This is a genomic window from Rothia sp. HMSC064F07 (assembly GCF_001837265.1).
Taxonomy (GTDB): Bacteria; Actinomycetota; Actinomycetes; order Actinomycetales; family Micrococcaceae; genus Rothia; species Rothia mucilaginosa.
This window is the reverse complement of the sequence record NZ_KV831921.1, coordinates 13,706-33,205: the sequence shown is the minus strand read 5'-3', so window position 1 is coordinate 33,205 and position 19,500 is coordinate 13,706. Positions and strand designations below refer to the sequence as shown.

The 19,500-nt window shown below is 62.7% G+C and carries 12 protein-coding genes and 1 riboswitch; of the genes, 4 read left to right on the top strand and 8 right to left on the bottom strand.

The features are described from left to right. Positions 1 to 133: 133 nt before the first annotated feature. From glyA to purN, 4 genes are all read right to left on the bottom strand, one after another. Positions 134 to 1,408, bottom strand: coding sequence for a serine hydroxymethyltransferase (gene glyA / locus HMPREF2712_RS00835; protein WP_070819018.1), 1,275 nt, complete (start codon positions 1,406 to 1,408; stop codon positions 134 to 136). Between the two features lie 291 nt (positions 1,409 to 1,699). Then, a complete protein-coding gene (locus HMPREF2712_RS00830; RefSeq protein WP_049341495.1) occupies positions 1,700 to 2,281 on the bottom strand; it encodes a TetR/AcrR family transcriptional regulator in 582 nt (193 codons plus the stop codon). Between the two features lie 268 nt (positions 2,282 to 2,549). Continuing rightward, the gene (gene purH, locus HMPREF2712_RS00825) at positions 2,550 to 4,160 is read right to left on the bottom strand and encodes a bifunctional phosphoribosylaminoimidazolecarboxamide formyltransferase/IMP cyclohydrolase (protein ID WP_012904095.1); all 1,611 of its coding nucleotides are present in this window, start codon (positions 4,158 to 4,160) and stop codon (positions 2,550 to 2,552) included. Positions 4,161 to 4,370: 210 nt separating this feature from the next. Continuing rightward, entirely contained in the window at positions 4,371 to 4,952 is a 582-nt protein-coding gene (purN, locus tag HMPREF2712_RS00820) for a phosphoribosylglycinamide formyltransferase (protein ID WP_049352241.1), read from the bottom strand. A 202-nt stretch (positions 4,953 to 5,154) separates the two neighbouring features. On the opposite strand from purN, the gene HMPREF2712_RS00815 reads away from it, so the two are divergent. Beyond that, the gene (locus tag HMPREF2712_RS00815; protein ID WP_049362023.1) at positions 5,155 to 5,739 is read left to right on the top strand and encodes a 4-hydroxyphenylpyruvate dioxygenase; all 585 of its coding nucleotides are present in this window, start codon (positions 5,155 to 5,157) and stop codon (positions 5,737 to 5,739) included. A 12-nt stretch (positions 5,740 to 5,751) separates the two neighbouring features. Here HMPREF2712_RS00815 and HMPREF2712_RS00810 read toward each other — a convergent pair whose 3' ends face one another. From HMPREF2712_RS00810 to HMPREF2712_RS00800, 3 genes are all read right to left on the bottom strand, one after another. Next, a complete protein-coding gene (locus HMPREF2712_RS00810; protein ID WP_246828644.1) occupies positions 5,752 to 8,232 on the bottom strand; it encodes a cell division protein PerM in 2,481 nt (826 codons plus the stop codon). Between the two features lie 162 nt (positions 8,233 to 8,394). Beyond that, positions 8,395 to 8,829 (bottom strand): PIN domain-containing protein, encoded by a 435-nt coding sequence (locus HMPREF2712_RS00805; protein WP_049337480.1) that lies wholly within the window; start codon positions 8,827 to 8,829, stop codon positions 8,395 to 8,397. Positions 8,830 to 8,839: 10 nt separating this feature from the next. After that, positions 8,840 to 9,067 (bottom strand): hypothetical protein, encoded by a 228-nt coding sequence (locus tag HMPREF2712_RS00800; RefSeq protein ID WP_005506796.1) that lies wholly within the window; start codon positions 9,065 to 9,067, stop codon positions 8,840 to 8,842. 35 nt (positions 9,068 to 9,102) lie between these two features. Continuing rightward, positions 9,103 to 9,237: riboswitch (SAM riboswitch) on the bottom strand. A 185-nt stretch (positions 9,238 to 9,422) separates the two neighbouring features. Here HMPREF2712_RS00800 and HMPREF2712_RS00795 point away from each other — a divergent pair. Both HMPREF2712_RS00795 and HMPREF2712_RS00790 read left to right on the top strand, forming a co-directional pair. Then, positions 9,423 to 13,601 carry a DEAD/DEAH box helicase gene (locus HMPREF2712_RS00795; protein WP_070819016.1) on the top strand — a complete coding sequence of 1,393 codons (4,179 nt, stop codon included), beginning with the start codon at positions 9,423 to 9,425 and terminating at the stop codon, positions 13,599 to 13,601. A gap of 153 nt (positions 13,602 to 13,754) precedes the next feature. After that, positions 13,755 to 14,591, top strand: coding sequence for an aldo/keto reductase (locus HMPREF2712_RS00790; RefSeq protein ID WP_070819015.1), 837 nt, complete (start codon positions 13,755 to 13,757; stop codon positions 14,589 to 14,591). A 208-nt stretch (positions 14,592 to 14,799) separates the two neighbouring features. Here HMPREF2712_RS00790 and HMPREF2712_RS00785 read toward each other — a convergent pair whose 3' ends face one another. Continuing rightward, entirely contained in the window at positions 14,800 to 17,349 is a 2,550-nt protein-coding gene (locus HMPREF2712_RS00785; protein ID WP_210401003.1) for a helix-hairpin-helix domain-containing protein, read from the bottom strand. Positions 17,350 to 17,759: 410 nt separating this feature from the next. Here HMPREF2712_RS00785 and HMPREF2712_RS00780 point away from each other — a divergent pair, with 410 nt between their 5' ends. Continuing rightward, the gene (locus HMPREF2712_RS00780) at positions 17,760 to 19,376 is read left to right on the top strand and encodes a dehydrogenase (RefSeq protein WP_070819014.1); all 1,617 of its coding nucleotides are present in this window, start codon (positions 17,760 to 17,762) and stop codon (positions 19,374 to 19,376) included. Positions 19,377 to 19,500: the final 124 nt, after the last annotated feature.

Genomic DNA, 19,500 nt, shown 5'->3' with positions numbered 1-19,500 from the left:
CCTAGAGGTACCACTCCCCCGCTACGTCCCTCGACGGGTGTAGCGGGCAGGGTGGTAAAAGTAAGAGGGCGAAATAACCCCGCCCGCTCAGCGCCCACGAAGGGATGCTGAGCGAACGGGGTCATTCATGGGTCTACCAGTTCTCGCTGCCCTGGTAGAGGGGGTACTTGGCGCACAGTGCCTCAACGCGGGCACGCAACGCAGCGATGTCCGGGTTCGGCAACAGTACGGAAGCGATAATGTCGGCTACCTCGGTGAAGCCCTCAGCGTCGAAGCCGCGGGTCGCCAGAGCGGGGGTACCGATACGCAGACCGGAGGTCACCATCGGTGGGCGCGGGTCGTTCGGCACGGCGTTACGGTTGACGGTAATACCAGCCTGGTGCAGCAAGTCCTCTGCTTCCTTGCCGTTGAGGGCGTGGTCGCGCAGGTCAACGAGCACCAGGTGAACGTCGGTACCGCCGGAAGCGATCGAAACGCCGGCGTCCTTCACGTCCTGCTGCAGCAGGCGGTTCGCCAGGATCTGTGCGCCCTCAACGGTGCGCTTCTGACGGTCCTTGAACGCGTCAGATGCGGCGACCTTGAACGCGGTAGCCTTCGCAGCGATCACGTGCATGAGCGGGCCGCCCTGCTGGCCGGGGAACACGGCGGAGTCAATCTTCTTCTTCAGTTCCTCGGTGCAGAGGATGAAGCCGGAACGGGGGCCGCCCAGGGTCTTGTGCACGGTGGAGGAGACCACGTGTGCGTGCGGGACGGGGTTCGGGTGCAGACCCGCAGCCACCAGGCCCGCGAAGTGAGCCATGTCCACCCACAGGTATGCACCGATTTCGTCAGCAATCGCGCGGAACGCAGCGAAGTCCAGCTGACGGGGGTATGCAGACCAGCCGGCAATAATCAGCTTGGGACGCTCGGCAAGAGCCAGTTCACGCACCTGCTCCATGTCAACGCGACCAGACTCGTCCACACCGTACGCCACAACGTGGTACAGCTTGCCGGAGACGTTCAGCTTCATGCCGTGGGTCAGGTGGCCACCATGTGCCAAGGACAGACCCATGATGGTGTCGCCGGGGTTCAGCAGTGCGTGCATGACGGCGTTGTTCGCCTGCGCGCCGGAGTGGGGCTGAACGTTTGCGTGCTCAGCGCCGAAGAGTTCCTTCACGCGGGAAATAGCGAGGGACTCAACGATGTCAACGAATTCGCAACCGCCGTAGTAGCGGCGGCCGGGGTAACCCTCAGCGTACTTGTTGGTCAGCACCGAGCCCTGGCTTTCGAGGACGGCACGGGGGACGAAGTTCTCGGATGCAATCATCTCGAGGGTGTTCTGCTGGCGCTTGCGCTCCAGCTCAATGGCTTCTGCAACCTCGGGGTCGAGGTCGGCGAGGGGCATCTCGAGGATCTTCTGCTCGGACATTACGCTCCTGGGAGTGTTTTTGCGTTATCTTCGGTCGCTCATCATCGGGGTTTCCGCGGCGTATGCCGGGCGTTCTTCAGGAGGCGGCGGGTGCCTCCAACTGAAAACCCCGAATGAAAAAAATATGAGCTACACCTCATAATACCGTAAAGCCCGCTTTCCTTCGAGAAGGAAAACGGGCTTTACCAAGCATCACGATGAAGTTTTCACGGTGTCTGCGCGAGTCCGGCGCGGGGCGCACAACACACCCCGGCGGGCTTATTGGCGGCAGTTTACGCAGGTCTGTGCGCCCTACGCCTGACGCAGAATAGCGGAAGCGTACTCCAGGTACGCCTCGCGAGCGCTCTCCTTCTTACCGCCAGCGACCAGCTGGGTCTGCACCACGTAACCGGTCAGCACCGACAGCACCGCGGCACCGATAACGGTCAGCCACTCTTCAAGCTCCTCTTCGGTGAAGTCCAGCTCAGCGGCTCCCCAGGCACGGTAGCGCTCCAGGGACTGATCGCGCAGGTAGCTCAGCTGTTCAGACACCACGGTCGCCAGCTGCGGCATTGCCACAGCCTCGCCCCAGGTGACGAGCAGGTGACGGCGAATCTTGGGGGTGTCCAGCACCTTCAGGCACCCGAACACGTAGTCCCAGGGCTGTTCGGCGCGGATGCGGTCGAAGGGCGCCATGTCCATGCGGGCTGCCGCCAGGATAATCTCATCCTTGGAGGAGAAGTGGTTATAAATCGCTCCAGCAGACAGGCCAGTGGCCGCAATAATCTCGCTCATCGAAGCCTTCTGATAACCCTGCTTGATGAAGCATTCGCGGGCGGTCTCTACAATCTGAGAACGCCTGTTCTTTTTGTATTCTTCGCTGACTTTAGGCACACCCTAATCCTAGCGAACTTTTAGCCAATCCGTGCGCATCCTGGTCGCTGTTGACGCGCCCTCATGCGCAAATCCGGCGCAAAATAGAGCAAAAATTCTATAAATACGACTGCCCACAATACGGATGCTCCACCGCAGATGTTCCAACACGAATGTCCCAGGTGGAGAGTATGAAAAAGCGGGGCATCCCAGGCTCACCAGAAGGTTCACCCTAGAATGCCCCGCTCACAGCGGGCAGCTCAGCGCAGGCTGAGCCCGCTACACATTTTTAGTGGAAGAAGTGGCGGGTACCGGTCAGGTACATGGTCACGCCAGCAGCCTTAGCCGCCTCGATAACTTCCTCGTCGCGGATCGAACCGCCCGGGTGCACGACGGCACGCACGCCGGCGTCCAGCAGCACCTGCAGGCCGTCAGCGAAGGGGAAGAACGCGTCGGATGCGGCAACCGCACCGCGGGCACGCTCGTTACCTTCACCGCCGAGAGTGTTCGCGCGCTCCACCGAAAGCTTGCAGGAATCCACGCGGTTCACCTGGCCCATGCCGATGCCCACGGCGGCACCGTTATCGGCAAGCAGAATAGCGTTGGACTTGGGCGAACGCAGTGCACGCCACGCGAACTCGAGGTCACGCAGGGTTGCCTCGTCAGCCGGCTCACCGGCAACCAGGGTCCAGTTCTTCGGGTCGTCACCCTCAGCCTGTAGGCGGTCAGCCTCCTGGAAGAGTGCGCCACCGGAAATGGGGCGGTACTCGATAGCCTCGCGGGCAAAGTTCTCGGGCAGAACCAGCAGGCGCAGGTTCTTCTTCTCACGCAGGATCTCCAGCGCCTCGGGCTCGAAGCCGGGAGCCACGATCACCTCGGTGAAGATGCCCTTGACGGTCTGAGCCATAGCGGCGGTCACCGGGCGGTTAGCGGCAATCACGCCACCGTATGCGGACAGCGGGTCGCAAGCGTGCGCCTTCGCGTGAGCGTCCGCAATCGGGTCAGCCGCGCCGGGGGTTGCCACAGCAATACCGCAGGGGTTGTTGTGCTTGATAACGGCAACAGCCGGCTCGTCGAAGTCGTAAGCGGCACGCAGAGCGGCATCAGCATCAACGTAGTTGTTGTAGCTCATCGCCTTACCGTGCAGCTGCTCCGCCTGAGCAATGCCGGGGGCAGCGGCGGGGTCAACGTACAGGGCGGCACGCTGGTGCGGGTTCTCGCCGTAACGCAGGGTCTCGCTGCGCTCGAAGCCCAGGCCAGCGTACGGGGGCCAGAAGTTAGCGTCCTCATCCTGCAGGAACTGGGATGCGGTCCAGGTAGCCACAGCGGTATCGTACGCGGCGGTGTGGGCGAATGCGCCGGCAGCAAGGCGGCGGCGCTCATCCAGGGAGAAGCCACCGTTCTTAGCGGCCTCAACGGTGCGCGCGTAGTCGGCGGGGTCCACAACAATAGCGACGGCGTCGTGGTTCTTCGCGGCAGCGCGAACCATGGAGGGGCCACCAATGTCGATCTTCTCGATGATGGCGTCCTGATCGGCACCGGAGGCAACGGTCTCAACGAAGGGGTACAGGTTCACAACCACCAGGTCGAATGCCTCAACGTCCAGCTCTTCGAGGGTGTCGATGTGCTCCTGCTTGCGGCGGTCCGCCAGAATACCGGCGTGGATGCGCGGGTGCAGGGTCTTCACGCGCCCTTCGAGGCACTCGGGGAAACCGGTAACTTCGGTGACCTCGGTGACGGGTACGCCTGCTGCCGCGATGGTGGATGCGGTGGAGCCGGTGGAGACCAGCGCGACGCCAGCCTCGTGCAGGCCGCGGGCGAACTCCTCCAGACCGGTCTTGTCGTAGACGGAAATGAGGGCGCGGCGCAGGGGCACGCGATCGAGCTCAATGAGAGACACAAATACTCCGATGCTTTAGACGTGCACGCCGGTTCTCGGCGGCACAGCTGGTGGATGGACGTAGCCTGCCCGGATAGACAGGATATGTGTGGGGTATTCCCCGCCGCTGTGCACCTTCCCCTCAGGGGTACTCGGGTGCCACAACGGAACGTGTGTGGGCGGCGGGGTGTGAGCTCGGCTCATTCCGCCGCAAAAATCTAGTGGGCGGAATTAGCTGTCGGATGCAGCGCCGTCAGATGCAGTGCCGTGAGATTCAGCCAGGGATGCGATGGTCTGCACGAGCAGGCGGCGCTCCTGCACCTTAATGCGTTCGTGCAGGGTTTCTTCGGTGTCGTCATCCAGAACGGGCACTGCCGCCTGGGCGAGGATGGGGCCGGTGTCAACGCCCGCATCCACAAAGTGGACGGTCAGGCCGGTAATCTTCACACCGTGCGCTAGGGCGTCACGCACGCCGTGCGCACCCGGGAAGGAGGGCAGCAGGGCGGGGTGGGTGTTAATAATGCGGTTTTTGAAACGCTCGACCAGCTGCGCGTCAACAATGCGCATGAAGCCGGCGAACACAATGTAATCGGGGTTGTAGGAAGCGATCTTTTCTTCCAGCGCGCGGTTCCAAGAGGGGCGGTCGGCGTAGTCGCCGGGCTGCACCAGGAAGGTGGGTACGCCCGCCGCCTGGGCACGTTCAATGCCCAGACAGGGCTTGTCGGCGCCCACTGCCGCAATGTCGAGGGGAAGCTCGCCCGCTGCTACAGCGTCGAGGATGGACTGAAGATTCGTTCCGGAGCCGGATACCATAACCACAATTCGCACCCGACTAGTATAACCCGTCTCACACCCTTATCCAAAGGGGGTAAGAGGTTCACAACACGCCTAAAGCCCAAAGGCGAGCACAAAGAAACCCCGGCGAGACGAATCCTCACTGGGGTTCACCGGACGCAAACTCAACAGGTCGCAAACTCAATAGGTCACGGGCAGACGGGGCGGTACCCTTATAGGTATGTCTACTCCCCCGCAGAACACCCCGAACAACACTCCGAACGACACCCCGCAGCAGCCCACCCCGAACAACGGTGCACCGCAGAACCAGCAGGTTCCACCGCGAGCGCCGCAGCAGGCACCGCAGAACATGATGCCGCAGCCTCGGGGACCTCAGGGCAAGAAGCCGCGCAAGCCCATCGACCCCATCGAACAGCAGAAAGCGAATATTCGCACCTCGCTCATGCTGATTGTTGCCGCGCTGGTGATTTTTGCGGCGTCTTCCTTCGTGCTTTCCACGATGCCGCTTTTCTTGGCGCTCTTCCTCTTCGCGCTCGCCGGCATTACCCTGAGCATTATTGCGATTGTGCGCACCGCAATCTACCGCGGCCCCTGGTTCTTCTACATTGCCGCAGGCGTCAGCATTATCTACGGCGCTATGACCCTGCTCGGTGGCATTGGCCTCGCCTTCATGCCCGGCGCGCAGGAGTACCGTGAGTGCCGCGCCGCCGCGCTGACTCAGACCGACATGTCCACCTGCGACGAGAAGTTCCAGGGCACGATGGACAAGCTCACCGGCGCGTCCAGCTCTTCTTCCCCTCGCTAAGAATGCAGTGCGCTAGTTCTTCTTACGCGGGTTAGAACCCTGGGCGCTAGAACCCTGGGACTTCGAGGAGATGACATCCAGCGGGGGCAGCTCCACGGTAGACGCCTCATCGGTCACCAGCGGAAGCACTCCGGTCTGACTACGAACCTCAAAGATGCGCTTCATCGCCTGATCAGCAGAGAGGACATCCAGTTCGCGATCCACAAAGTCGCGCTCTGAGTCCTTCTTCTGCTTCTTGCGTGCCGCCTTAGCCACCTTCTTCGCCTCGCGCTTCTGCTCACGCTCATGCGCGCGGTCATTGGCACGGTCCCGAGCGGAATCCTGCGCGGCGGATGCGGCGTGAGCGGCATCGGCTGAGCTATCCTGCGCTGAGTCATCTTGCGCTGCGGCGGGCTGCTCAAGACCAAAGCCGAAGTACGCCATAATGCGGCTCGCGCGGCCCTTCGAACGCAGCGCCTGCTCTGCGGGCTCTTCGACAGCGTCCTCACGCTCAACAGGTTCAGCAGCCTCGTAGACGGGCTCCTGAATCAGCTCGCGGGTCTGCTCATCGGAGGGGTCGTGAGCGTACAGGGCGGGCTCATAAGCAGTGTGTTCATAAGTAGCGTGCTCGCTGGAGGCAGGCTCAACAGAAGCTTCGATACTCTCGTAATCCTCAGCATGTGCAGAGTGCAGGTAATCGACCTGCTGAACGGCCTCAATCGGCTCGTACTCCTCAGCAGAGCTCTCCTGCGCAATAAGCTCTTCGGAGACAGACTCCTGAGTAGCGTCCGCAGTGGATTCTGCTACTACAGGCTCTTCAGCCGCCTCTTCGCGCTCTGCAACAATCTCAGCGAAAGCATCCGCCGCCGCACGCTGCGCCAGCTGCTCAGTCGTCTCTACCGGAACGGCAACCACAGGCTCCTGCGGATGCACCGGAACGTGACCGGTCGCCACCTCAGATACAACAGACTGCTCAGATGCTACAGACCGCTCGGGCTCAGCAACGTGCTCGGAAGCCTGCGCACGTGCCGCCTCCTCAGCTTCACGCTCAGCGGCTTCACGCGCAGCCGCCTCTTCAGCTTCACGCTCAGCGGCTTCCTCAGCCTCACGCTGTGCACGTTCCGCACGCTCCTGGGCACGCTGCTCACGACGCTCCGCACGCTGCTCACGACGCTCCGCAAAATGCTCACGGCCCTGTGCAAAACGCTCACGAGTCGAGGCAGTAAAACTCATCAGACGCTCACCCAGGTTCGGGCGCTCATCCGCAAAACGAGGCAGCTCACGGCTGCTATCCGGCACCAGGGCGCGGCTCAGCAACATACCGAAAGTCACGCCGGCACCCACCGTCAACGCGGTATGCGCCGCAAAAGTCAGCGGCTCAGCACCAACCTCCGTAAAACGACCAATACCCAGAGAGCCGTACGAAATCCAGCCCAGCCACAGGGCACCAAACGACGTCATAATACCGGTCATCACGCCCAGCACCACCGCAGAAATCAGCGCAGACAGCGGGCGGAACGGAACCTTCAGAGCAACCCACTCATCCAGGTGATCCTCACCCTCACGCAAGAACCACCAGCCAGCAATCGCACCGGCACCCAGCGGCACCAGCAGGCCTACCAGACCGAACGTGCCCATCGACTCGGGCACAGCACCCAGAATCGGAAGCATCGGCAAAGTACCAACATCACTACTGGTCAAACCAACCGAGGTACCCGCACCAAAGGAGAAACCGGCACCGGTCGACCACGCAATCGCATAAATCACCAGGTTCGGCAAGAAACCCAGCTGTAGCAAAGTCACCGCAGTATCACCCACAGCACCCGCATGCAGCTCCTGGTAGGTGGCAACAATCTGCGACCAGCCAGCCAAAATACCGATGCCCAAAAGCACCGCACCCAGACCAACCAGCGCCACAAAAGCAACCACCGCAGCACGTACCACAGCCCAGGCGTACGAACCCGCCCAACGCGAATACTGACTCATCTGCGAAATCTGCTCCGCAGTATCAACACCCACCATGCGAGAGAGCGAACGCGCCTCACGGTAGCCACCCCACATCAGACCAGCCACCACAATACCCAAAGGCACCAGGGCAGCATTCAAAGCCTGAAGAGGCTGCGGATGCGGGCTCGCCCAACCGTACATCGCCGAGCTAATCAGCGCATAGGTCACCGAACCGGACAGCACCGGAATCAAAAACTCACCCTCATACGAGGCGCGCGCCAGGCGACGACCCGAACGGTAACAGAGCAGCAGAGGCAGAATACTCAAACCCAGAGGCACCAGCGTCATCGTGCCGGCAGAAGCACCAAAAGCAGCCGCAAGATCCAAAGGAACGCCGTGAATCAGAAGCCACAGGTGCGCCGACATGGCGGCCACGGAGGAGAACTCCATGTCGCCAAAACCCTTGGTCGCCCACACGGCAGACATCGCCGCAAACACAGCAAGCGCAGAGAACAGGGCAGTAACAATTAGCTCAACAACACCCTGAAGCCACAGAGGCATGGGCATGGAATAACGCGAGATAGGTGAGGTGCTTTTCATCGTCCTTCAATCATGCCACGAATTAACGACGAAACCCGCCTCCGATTAACACTCGAAAGCGGGTTCTCACAACTATTCACACAGGTATTCATACAGACACGCACGCGAGGACGCGCATCCGGCAAAGTTTTAATCCTCAGTCCACGGGTTGGAAGCTTCAACACCCCAGGCGCGGTACACCTGCGCCTTAGAAGAAATCAGCTCCAAATCATAGGCGCTCGCGCTCGCCGCCATCAGACCCTCCAGGGCGGCGGTAGGCAGCGGACCGGCATCATCACGACCCACAGCATGCACGCCGCGCGGCGCCTGACGGCCCGCCCACTCGAGGCTAACGCGCGCATCCACATTAATAACGTGGTCACCAAAGCGCTCAAGAAGTTCGGTAATCCAGCGATCAGTTTCCGGGTAGGGGTACAGGCCCTTCAGCTCGCCAATGCTCAGCACAGAAATGTACATGTGCCGGAACGAGCGGCGGCGCAGAAAAGCGACCACGGCGGGGTCTGGATCCGCCTTACGGATCTCCGCAAGAACGTCGGAGTCCAGGAGCATACCGGAGAAATTCATACCCCTAATGCTACGCTACGCGCAGACCGGCGTACTCAATAGCGGGGATGCCCTCGGGGTTCGGCAGAAGAAGGAAGTTCAGGAACTCGTCGCGCTTAGAAGAAATGCGGGAGTAATCGTCAATGCTGACTGCGGTGTATCCGCCTCGCGCGGGGACAGCTGCGGCACGCAGGCTTTCCTGGTAGGAACGGGAGGGGTTCAGAGAGATTGCTGCTTCGGTTGCAGAGCCGTTGTACATGTGACAACCTGCGCCGTGAGTGGCGCGATCCTTTCGCGTTGCTCTTGTCTGTACCAATTACCACCGGTTATTCCGGTGGTGAATACAAACCGCTTCGTCATCCGAGCCACCCGTGAACATGGGGTTGGCGTTCGACCATAGTCGGAGCTTATCAGTCGAAACTCTTGAAGCTGGGTTTAGCTTACAGCATTTTCTCAAGTTAAGTAAAGCGTTTTATGAAAGAGATTTAGATTATTAGCATTTTGGCTTGTGGGAACGTTTTAAATGGCATGAATTTTTGATACGGTGCGGAATAATTTATGTAAATATAGGTGTTTTTATGCATCAAAAACACATCCCGCACACCCACCCGGCGATGACCGGCGACAAGGCGCATACCCGCACAATACGCGATAATGAGCTGGTGAGCGCCAACAACCCCTTCCCCGAAATTCCCGTCACCGTACCGCAGATCATTCGCCAGGCCGGGCACCGCACCTACCAGCGCGGTGTCGCCTACCAGCGCAACCGCGAAGTCATCCGCTACAGCTACGACGAAGACGAGCGAACCCTCACCGGGCTCGTCAACGGAAGCACCATCATCCCCTACGAAGTGACCATTCGCTTCTTCCCCGTCGTCAGCGGCTCCGCAACCTTCACCGCCCGCTGCACCTGCCCCGTGCTCACCGACTGCAAGCACGCCGTAGCGCTCATGCTCACCGCGCTCGACCGCGCCTCCGTAGCGAAAAAGGCACTCAGCGAACACCCCGGACCGGTCGGCGTACCCGGTGCCGTAACGAAGGCTACCGCTGCGAAGGGTACGACAGATGCAAAGGGATCCGCTGCAAAGGGATCCGCAGATTCAAAGAGCGCGGATGTTGCGGAGGCGAAGAAATTCGCCGACCCGCTCGCGGCGCTGCGCGCCTCCGGTGCACTCACCACCGCGGCGAAACTGCCCGCACCCGATGCAGAGACTGCCGAACCCGAAAACCCCCAGGGAAGCTTTGCGCTCAACGAGCTAGGTGCCTCCCCGAGCCTGCAGGCAGAGGCATCCGCCACCAAAATCTCGGCATGGCGACGCGACCTCTCCTCCGTTCTTTCCGCACGTCAGGACCTTGCGGGCATCGATTCGATGCGCGTGAGCGGCGCCCTGGATTTCTCACTGAGCGTCTCCGGCTCCTACGCGCGCGGCCGCAATATGCCCGGCGCAACCCCCAGCATTAACCTGCTCGCCCGCCCGCTCATGGCGTCCAAAACCGGGCGCTGGATCAAGGGCGGACTCAGCTGGGAAACCTTCGCATCCAGCGTGGGCGGCCCCGTCGGACGGCACGAAATCTACCCCGAACATGAACGATTCTTCGCCGAACTCTACTCGATTGCCCGCCCCTGGCAGAACATGTACTCCTCACACCGCGACTGGATCTCAATCAGCGCTTCTGCCTCCACTCTGCTCTGGGATGTACTCGCCCGCGCGGAGGATATTGGCCTGCCCCTGCTCGTCAACGGTCGCGAGGTGAACTACGCCGTGCTGAGCCCCGCACAGGTGCGCCTGCACGCCGCCGCCAGCGAGGATGCGCACGACGAGGGCGCCGGTCTGCAGCTTCAAGCAGCGCTCAGCTGGGAAGGACGCGAAGGCGAACTGCTACGCCAGCTCTGGCTACCCGCCGCGCACTGCCACCCCATCGGCACCCCGCGCACCGGCTTCTTTGCCCTGGGCGGGCTGGTTCAGCAGGAGTACGAGCAGGCGGCAAAGGCGGTGCACTGGAAGACCGCGCGCCCCGGCGCACTGGATGAAGTGGGTCGCGAATCTTTCGTGCAAAAGGACGCGCTGAAGGCGCCGACTGAGGAAGCCGAGAATAGCGCACCGACGATTGCCCCAGTACAGGGTGAGCGGGTGCGCTACTCCCCCGCCGTGCCCGAACTGTCCGAGGGCGTGGAACTGGCGCTCATCCCCCTGGTCGAGCCGCTCGATGCCGCCTCCGAATCGCTTATTAGCGCCGGAACCGTGCACATTCCCGCCGCGGAACGCGCCACCTTCCAGAAGGAGTACCTGCCCGCGCTCAGCCGCTCCATTCCCTCGCTGACCCCCGATCCGGCGCTGGCGCTGCCGCGCGTGAAGCCGCCGCATCTGGTGCTTGAAATCAGCTTTGACGAGCAGGTACGCCACGACGCGCAGCTGAGCTGGCGTTGGGAGTACCCGCTGAACCCCTTCGCGGAGGACAGCTCAGAGGAGGCGAGCGCGCAGGATTCTGCGGGTGCCTCCGAGGTGCAGTCCCTGCCCGTTTTCGGCTACCCCGGTGAAGAGGGCGGCGAGGTTCGCGATGAGCGTTTTGAGGCGCGCGTACTGCGTTCGGTGCGCACAATTCTTGCCGCCCACCCGGCGCTTTCCGGGCTGGAGGAGCGCCGCATCGAAGGCTGGGAGACCCGCGAGCTGCTCAGCGCGATTCTGCCGAAGCTTCGCCGTGTTTCCGCTGTTCAGGTGCGTTTTAACGGCACCCCACCGGAGTTCGTGGAGGCAACCGACGCACTCATTGAAATCACCGTGAGCGAGGGCAATTCTCGTGACTGGTTCGGCCTGGGCATTGCGGTGAAGGTCAATAATTGGACCGTGCCGTTCGCACAGATTTTTGAGGCACTCGATCGCGGGGCAGACCGTATTCTGCTCGGTAACGGTACCTATTTTTCGCTGCGTCGACCCGAGTTTAAGACCCTGCGCACCCTCATTGCGGAGGCTCGCGAGCTCGACGACGCGGGCGGCGATCTGCGCATTAACCGGCACCAGGCGGGGCTGTTCTCTGAGCTGGAGTCGTTGGCGGCGAGCGTGCATACGACCGCGCGGTGGGATGCTCAGGTGCGTTCGCTACTGGAGCTGGTTGAGGGCCTGGAGGATGCCGAAGAGAGCACCGAAAAGGACTCTGAAAAGACCTCTGACAAGGGAACTCAGGATTCCCCCGCGCTCCAGAAGACCTCTCGCAAGAAGACTTCCCGCCAGATTATTCCGAGCTGCCCGGTACCCATCGGCCTGCAGGCGACCCTACGCCCCTACCAGGTGGAGGGTTTCCAGTGGCTGTCGTTCCTGTACGAGCAGCGTCTGGGCGGTATTCTCGCCGACGATATGGGTCTGGGTAAGACCGTGCAGGCTCTCGCCCTCCTCGCCCACGCCATCGAGGAGCACCGCACCGCCTCCGAACGTACCACCGAGCGCGGTGAGAGCGTCGAGCCGTTCGCGCCCTTCCTCGTGGTTGCACCGACCTCCGTCATCACTAACTGGGCGGCGGAGGCGGAACGCTTCCTACCCGAGGCGAAGGTCGTGACCATCACCGAAACCACCGCCGGTAAGACCCCGCTTGCCGAGCGCATCGCCGGGGCACACCTGGTGCTGACCAGCTACACACTGTTGCGCATGGACGAGGACGCATACACCGGTTACGCCCGCACGCTAGGCCGTACCGTTGACGATTCCACGGGCGAGCAGTCCGCCCCCGAAGGCTGGGGTGCGCTCCTGCTGGACGAGGCGCAATTCGTCAAAAACACCGGCACCCGCGCCTGGTCCATCGCCCGCGCGATGCCCGCCCGCACCAAGATCGCGATGACCGGCACGCCCATTGAGAACAACCTCATGGAGCTGTGGGCGCTGCTGGCGATTGTGGCGGATGGCCTGTTCCCCTCAGCCCGTGCGTTCCGTGACCTGTACGCTCGCCCGGCGGAGTCCGGTGAGGACCCGGCGCACGCCGCGGCGACGGCTGCTCGTCTGCGCCGGCGCATCCGCCCGCTCATGCTGCGCCGCACCAAGGAGCTGGTGGCGGCGGAGCTTCCGGCGAAGAACGATACGCGCGTGAACCTGCCACTGGCTCCCGGTCACCGCCGCATCTATGACACGCATCTGCAGCGTGAACGTCAGAAGGTGCTGGGTCTACTGGAGGATATGGACAAGAACCGGTTCACGATCTTCCAGTCGCTGACCCTGCTGCGCCGCCTGGCGCTCGATGCCGCGCTGATTGATCCGGAAGCCTACGCCGGGGTGTCGTCGGTCAAGCGTGACTACCTGGTTCAGCAGCTGCCCGACCTGCTCGAGAAGGGCCACCGAGTGCTGGTGTTCAGCCAGTTCACCGGCTACCTCAAGAGCATCGCCCGGGCCCTGAGCGAGAAGGGCATCGACCACCTGTACCTGGACGGTTCGACCCGCAACCGTGCCGAGGTCATCGAGGCGTTCCGCGCCGGGGCCGCGCCGGTGTTCCTGATTTCACTCAAGGCCGGCGGTTTCGGCCTGAACCTGACCGAGGCGGACCACGTGTTCATCATGGATCCGTGGTGGAACCCCGCCGCCGAGCAGCAGGCGGTGGACCGTATTCACCGCATCGGCCAGGACAAGGAGGTGCACGTCTACCGTCTGGTCGCCGAGGGCACGATCGAGGAGAAGGTCATGCAGCTGAAGGCCTCGAAGGCCGCGCTCTTCGATGCGGTGGTCGGCGAGGGCGAGTTCGCCTCCGCGGCGGTCACTGCTGAGGATGTGCGCGAGCTCTTCGCGCTGCCGGAGGAGAAGGACGCGAGATAGCGGCCCCTCTCCCCCGCCGCGGCTCGTCATGATTCTTCGCCTCGTTAAGCTCGAGGCACAACCGACTCGTCTTCGCCTCGGCCGCGGGCGTAGCATAGAGAACCAATAGACCCCGCGGAGGCGCCGCCTCCCCATAGATTCCAAAGGAGCATCATGAGCTACAACGTACCCAACGTAAAGTTCAACGACGGCCGATCCATTCCGCAGCTGGGCTACGGCGTGTGGCAGATTGAGGACGAGGTCGCCGAGCAGATTGTGGGCACCGCCCTGGAGACCGGCTACCGCCACATCGACACCGCCGCTATCTACGGCAACGAGGCGGGCGTGGGCCGCGCTATCGCTAACTCTGACGTGCCTCGCGAAGATATCTTCCTCACCACCAAGCTGTGGAACTCTGACCAGGGTTACGAGAGCGCTTTCGAGGCATTCGAGGCTTCCCTGGAGAAGCTGGGTACCGACTACGTTGACCTGTACCTGATTCACTGGGCTAAGCCGCAGCAGGGCCTGTACCTGGATTCTTGGCGTGCGCTGATTGAGCTGCAGAAGCAGGGTAAGGTCCGTTCGATTGGTGTTTCGAACTTCCCCGAGGAGCAGCTGCGCGAGATTATCGAGGAGACCGGCGTGGTTCCGGTCATCCACCAGGTTGAGCTACACCCCTACTTCTCGCAGGAGGCGCTGCGCGCCGTTCACGCCGAGTACGGCATCGCAACTCAGGCGTGGAGCCCGCTGGGCAACGGTAGCGATCTGCTGCAGAACCCCGTGCTGGCTGAGATTGCGGAGCGTCACGGCGCAACCCCCGCGCAGGTCGTGCTGGCGTGGCACCTGGCTAAGGGCACCGTGGCTATCCCGAAGTCCGTGACCCCCTCCCGCATTGAGGAGAACCTGGCGTCGGTGAACGTGAAGCTGACCGCCGAGGACATCGCGGCTGTGGATGCGCTTTCCAGCCCCGAGGGTCGTATTGGCGATGACCCAGTGAACATTGATTTCTAAGATATAGCTCGGGCCTAGAGTTTAAAAATTCACGTTGTTAAAGCCCCGACAGGCACAGATAGTGCTTGTCGGGGCTTTATTGCGTTCTCAGGGCTGACGTTCTCCGGGGCAAGTTTTTAGCGAACGCTCGTTCTTGGATTGGAGTTCTCGGCTTGGTTAGCTTTTTCGTAGCTATCCTAGCGAGCGCTCCGCAGCTTATCCTTCGCCGCTAGTTCTCGTCCTCGACCAGCAGGGAGAGGGAGATGCGTCGGCGCGCCGGGTCGACCTCCACCACGCGAACCTGCACGATGTCGCCGCTACGCACAATATCGTGGGGGTTCGCCACGTAGCCGCGGCTCATCTGGGAGATGTGCACGAGGCCGTCCTGGTGCACACCAATATCCACGAACGCGCCGAATGCCGCCACGTTCGAGACGGTACCTTCGAGCACCATGCCGGGGCGCACGTCCTCGAAGTGCGAGATGGACTCGGAGAAGCGGGCGGTGCGGAAGCTGCCGCGCGGGTCCAGGCCGGGGCGGCGCAGCTCGGCGAAGATGTCCTCGACCGTGTACACACCGGCAGTGCCTTCTTCCGCACTCTCCAGCACGTGGCTGTCCGTCACGTGATCATCCTGCACGTAGTCGGCGGGGTTCAGCCCGGCGAGCGGGTCGGTTCCGTCCGAGGTGCCCAGGGCGCCGGCAACCCAGTGGGCGCCGTTACGTGCCTGCGCATCGGCAATAATGCGGCGCGCGAGCGGGTAGGCTTCCGGGTGCACCGCGGAGGCGTCCAGCGGCTCCTCACCATTGCGGATGCGAATGAATCCAGCCGCCTGGCGGAAGGTTTTCGCGCCCAGTCGTGGCACGTTCAGCAGCTGCCGACGGTTCGCAAAGGGACCGTGTTCGGTGCGGTAGGCGACGATGCGTTCGGCGGTTGCGGTACCCACGCCCGCCACGTGTGCAAGCAGCTGCACGGAGGCGCTGTTGAGGTTCACGCCCACGGCGTTCACGCAGTCTTCGACGGTGTCGTTGAGGGCGCGACGCAGGGCGGCGGGCGGCACGTCGTGCTGGTACTGGCCCACGCCGATGGACTGCGGGTCGATTTTAACGAGCTCGGCGAGCGGGTCCTGCAGGCGGCGGGCAATGGAGACGGCGCCGCGTACGGTCACGTCATAGTCGGGCAGTTCGGCGGCTGCGAGGGCGGAGGCGGAGTAGACGGAGGCGCCCGCCTCGGAGACGGTCACCTTCTGGGGTGCTTCTGCGCCTTCCTCACGCAGGGTGCGGATCAGTTCGCTGGCGAGCTTATCGGTTTCGCGGCTTGCGGTGCCGTTGCCGATGGCGATGAGTTCCACGCCATGCTCGCGGCAGGCGGCGGCAAGCTCGCGCAGCGCTTCTGCCCACTGGTTGCGCGGGGCGTGCGGGTAGACGGTACCCACGCGCAGCGGCTCACCAGTGCCGTCGACTACGGCGTATTTCACGCCGTGGCGCAGGCCCGGGTCCAGGCCGAGGGTGGTCTTGTGGCCGGCAGGTGCGGCGAGCAGAATATCGCGCAGGTTGGATGCGAACACCTCGGTGGCGTGCTGTGCGGCGGCGGCGAGTAGCTGGTGGCGGATGCGTTCGGCAAGGCGCGGGCGCAGGTGGCTGCGCCATGCGGTGCGCACGGTGGCGGCGAGCCAGCCGAGTACGCGGTCTTCGTCGTCGACGGTGTTGAGCACCTGCACGGGGATGCGTAGCGCGGCGGCGACTTCACGCTCGTATGCAGAACGGACGTTCTCGTAATTTTCGGCGGCGGCCTCGGCTTCGGCGCGGGCGGCACCGCGCAAGCGGCTGAGCGCCACGGGGGCGGGTGCCACATCCACCTTGAGGCGCACCACGCCGGCATCCTTGGCGCGGTGCAGCGCCAGCACGCGGTGCGGCGGAATGGAACGAATACGGTCCGAGAAGGCGAAATAGTCGGAGAACTTCGCACCAATGCTTTCCTGACCGGCAATTACGCGGGATTCAATCACGCCGCCTTCACGCAGGCGCTTGAGGAGCTTTTCGCTCAGCACCGGGTCGGTGAGGGCGCGGTCAATCAGGATCGCGCGGGCACCGTCGAGAGCCTCTTCTGCACTGTGAATCTGCAGGGCTTCGTCTGCCTCCGCAGCCTCAATACCCTCATCCTCGTCGTCTTCGGTGCCATCGGTAATGTACGCGGCGGCGATGGCGTGCGCCTCGGCGAGGGGCACCTCCAGCAGGTCTTCGACGAGGGAATCAAGTCCGGCGGCACGCGCCATCTGGGCGCGGGTCACGCGCTCGCTGCGGTACGGGGCGTAGATGGCGTTCACGTCTGCGATAGTGGCGGCGTTCATGAGCGAGGAACGCAGCTGTAGCAGGGTGAGCGGGTCGATGAGGCCTTCGTCGGCGCGTTCGGTGAGCGCTTCGAGCACGCGGTTGCGGCGCTCTTCGAGGGCGCGGAGCTGGCCCAGGCGCGCCTGGATGGTGCGCAGCTGGGTGTCGGTGAGTGCGCCCGTTGCTTCTTTGCGGTAGCGGGCGATGAAGGGTACGGAGTTGTCGGCGTCAAGCAGCGCCACGGCTGCGCGGATGCGGTGCGGCGCAATGCCGGTTTCTATGGCGAGCGCGTTAATGAGGTGCTCGGCAGGCTGCTCAGTCTTGCCGCCGGTTTCGTGTTTTTCGCGGTGTGCGGCACTGCTGGGTTCGTTGCCGGCGGCGCTGCTGGGCGCGGGGTGTGCAGCTCGATCCGCACGCGGGCGGATGCTGCTCGGGAGGGGGTGTTCGCTCATCCTTCCAGTTTCGCATATTTCGCCGCGGCTCATGGGTTGAGCGGTGGTGCTGAGGATAGAGTCAGCGCGGGGCGTATTTTGCTCGCCTGTGCGGGTGCGGGTAAGCGTATTTTCTATCGCATCTTCTAGTGCAGATTACGAGTCTTTACGCACATTTTGCCCTGTGGGTGCGCTAAACATTGTCATCTTTCCGTAAGAAACCGTGTTAGGGGTTCACGTATTTGAATAGTGCTTAGTTTCAGCGATAAATTTAGATAAAAGAGCATATTTTTTGAAAAATATCGCTTATTCATGCAGATAAGGGGTGGCCTCACACCACGCAAACGCCCTTGTCTGCGTGCACACATTCAGGGTTTCGGCGGCACGGTACGACATGGTGCCGCCACATCCCGCAGATGAAAGAGGGACCCATGCGCGAACAAGCCGCGCTATTAAACGCGCCGGAGGGCTACTTAGATTTTCACGACGAGTACGCGGAACTCATCGCCGAACTCGCCGCGTTGGGGTTCACCCCTACCCAGGTTCTCCGCCGCCTCAATTTTCTGTACCCGCACATCAACAAGAAGCACCTGAACTATGCGCTGGACTCCGGCATCTGGCAGTTTGGCCCGGTCACGGCAGACGCCCCGAGCTACACGGTGCTCGCATGCGGCCTCTGGTACGTTTTCGCGGAAGCCTACGATCTGCCTCCGGAGCCCGAGTACGCGGCGCTGATTCTTGATTGCGATATTATTCACGACCTGCCGCCCGCGCTGGAGGCACGCCACTTCAGCAATGAAGACATTGCGCACGTTCTGGCGAAGATCGGCGCTACGCTCAAGTACCTTGCCGCACACCCCTACTCCCAGCTGGAGGAAGAAGCCTACGCGCAGACCCTCGAGGACATCCGACTGCGCGGTTTGGAAGAAATCGGCACCGAGGGCGGTAGCCTGTACACCCTGCTTGCCGCCAGTATGGAGGGCGAATCGGCGTGGCCTGCCCCCGCACAGACGGTCAACGATTACCTCGGTGACGGCGACTGGTCCTTGGGCATGCTCCGCACCGGCATCTACCCGGCGGAGGCGCTCGAGAACGAGTGGTATATCGACGCTGCGGCGGTACCCGAGGATTTTGCGCCGAAGACTCTGAGCCTGTTTTTGAGCTATTGCGCCCGCTACGACCGCGAGCCGACGGCGCTGAACTACGGCTACTGGTCGACCATTCCCACTCTGATTGGTGAGGTGCCGCCGCTGGGTGCGGTACGCGCCAAGTTCGGCTCCTGGCAGACGACTCTGCATCGCGGACGCACGCAGATTGCCCGCGAGCTGCGCCTGTGGACGAAGAACGAAGCAAACGCAGCTGCTGTGGAGGCGAGCGCCGCTGAGTCGGATGAGGCCGAGTTGAGTGCCGCTGAGGAGCTTGAGCTCCTCGATGCTGAGCTGACTAACGCTGAGTTGGCTAACGCTGAGCTCACCGAAGCAGAACTAGCAGAGTTGGATACCCCGGACGGCGGCTCCCCTGCGGGCGCTCCCGCAGAACCGGCGGAACCGGCAGAGCCCGCGCGTCTGAGCGCCCGCGAACTCACCGAGCAGGGCATCGGCGTGGTGCAGACCGCCCACACCGACCTGGCGGCGTACCACCGCACCCAGTGGGAGCAGACGGTGGAAGTCTTCGGCGAACGCCTCGCGCAGCTTGCCTGGAACCGCCGTCTGAGCACCTACTACTTCTTCGACGGAGCCTGCCTGGAAGATGCCGACCCGACCCCCGTGGTGACGGTTTTCCGCTCCCCCACCGGTTTCCTCTGCGAGCTTGAACCCACCGTCGAGGCGCTGCCCGCCTTCGACCCGGAGTTCCTGCAGGAGCACGGCTGGAGGCACCCGGTACCGGTGCATGCGCTGTGGAATCTGCACGCGCTCGACCCGCTGGAGGCAGCTGCCGCCGTCATCGAGGCGATGCGTTCGGGTTGCGGTTGTGAACGTTGGGATTTCTACCGCACCGATGACGACAACGACCCGCTTGCCGAAGAGGCTGAGGTGGCGCCTCTCTAAGCGCACACTCCGCGCGCCTCTCGAGTTCATCTCTAGAGCCTCTCGGGTTCATCCCTGGAGACAGCGAAAGCCCGCGTCCCCACTCCAAGAGAAGTAGGTGACGCGGGCTTTACGCATGCGCTGG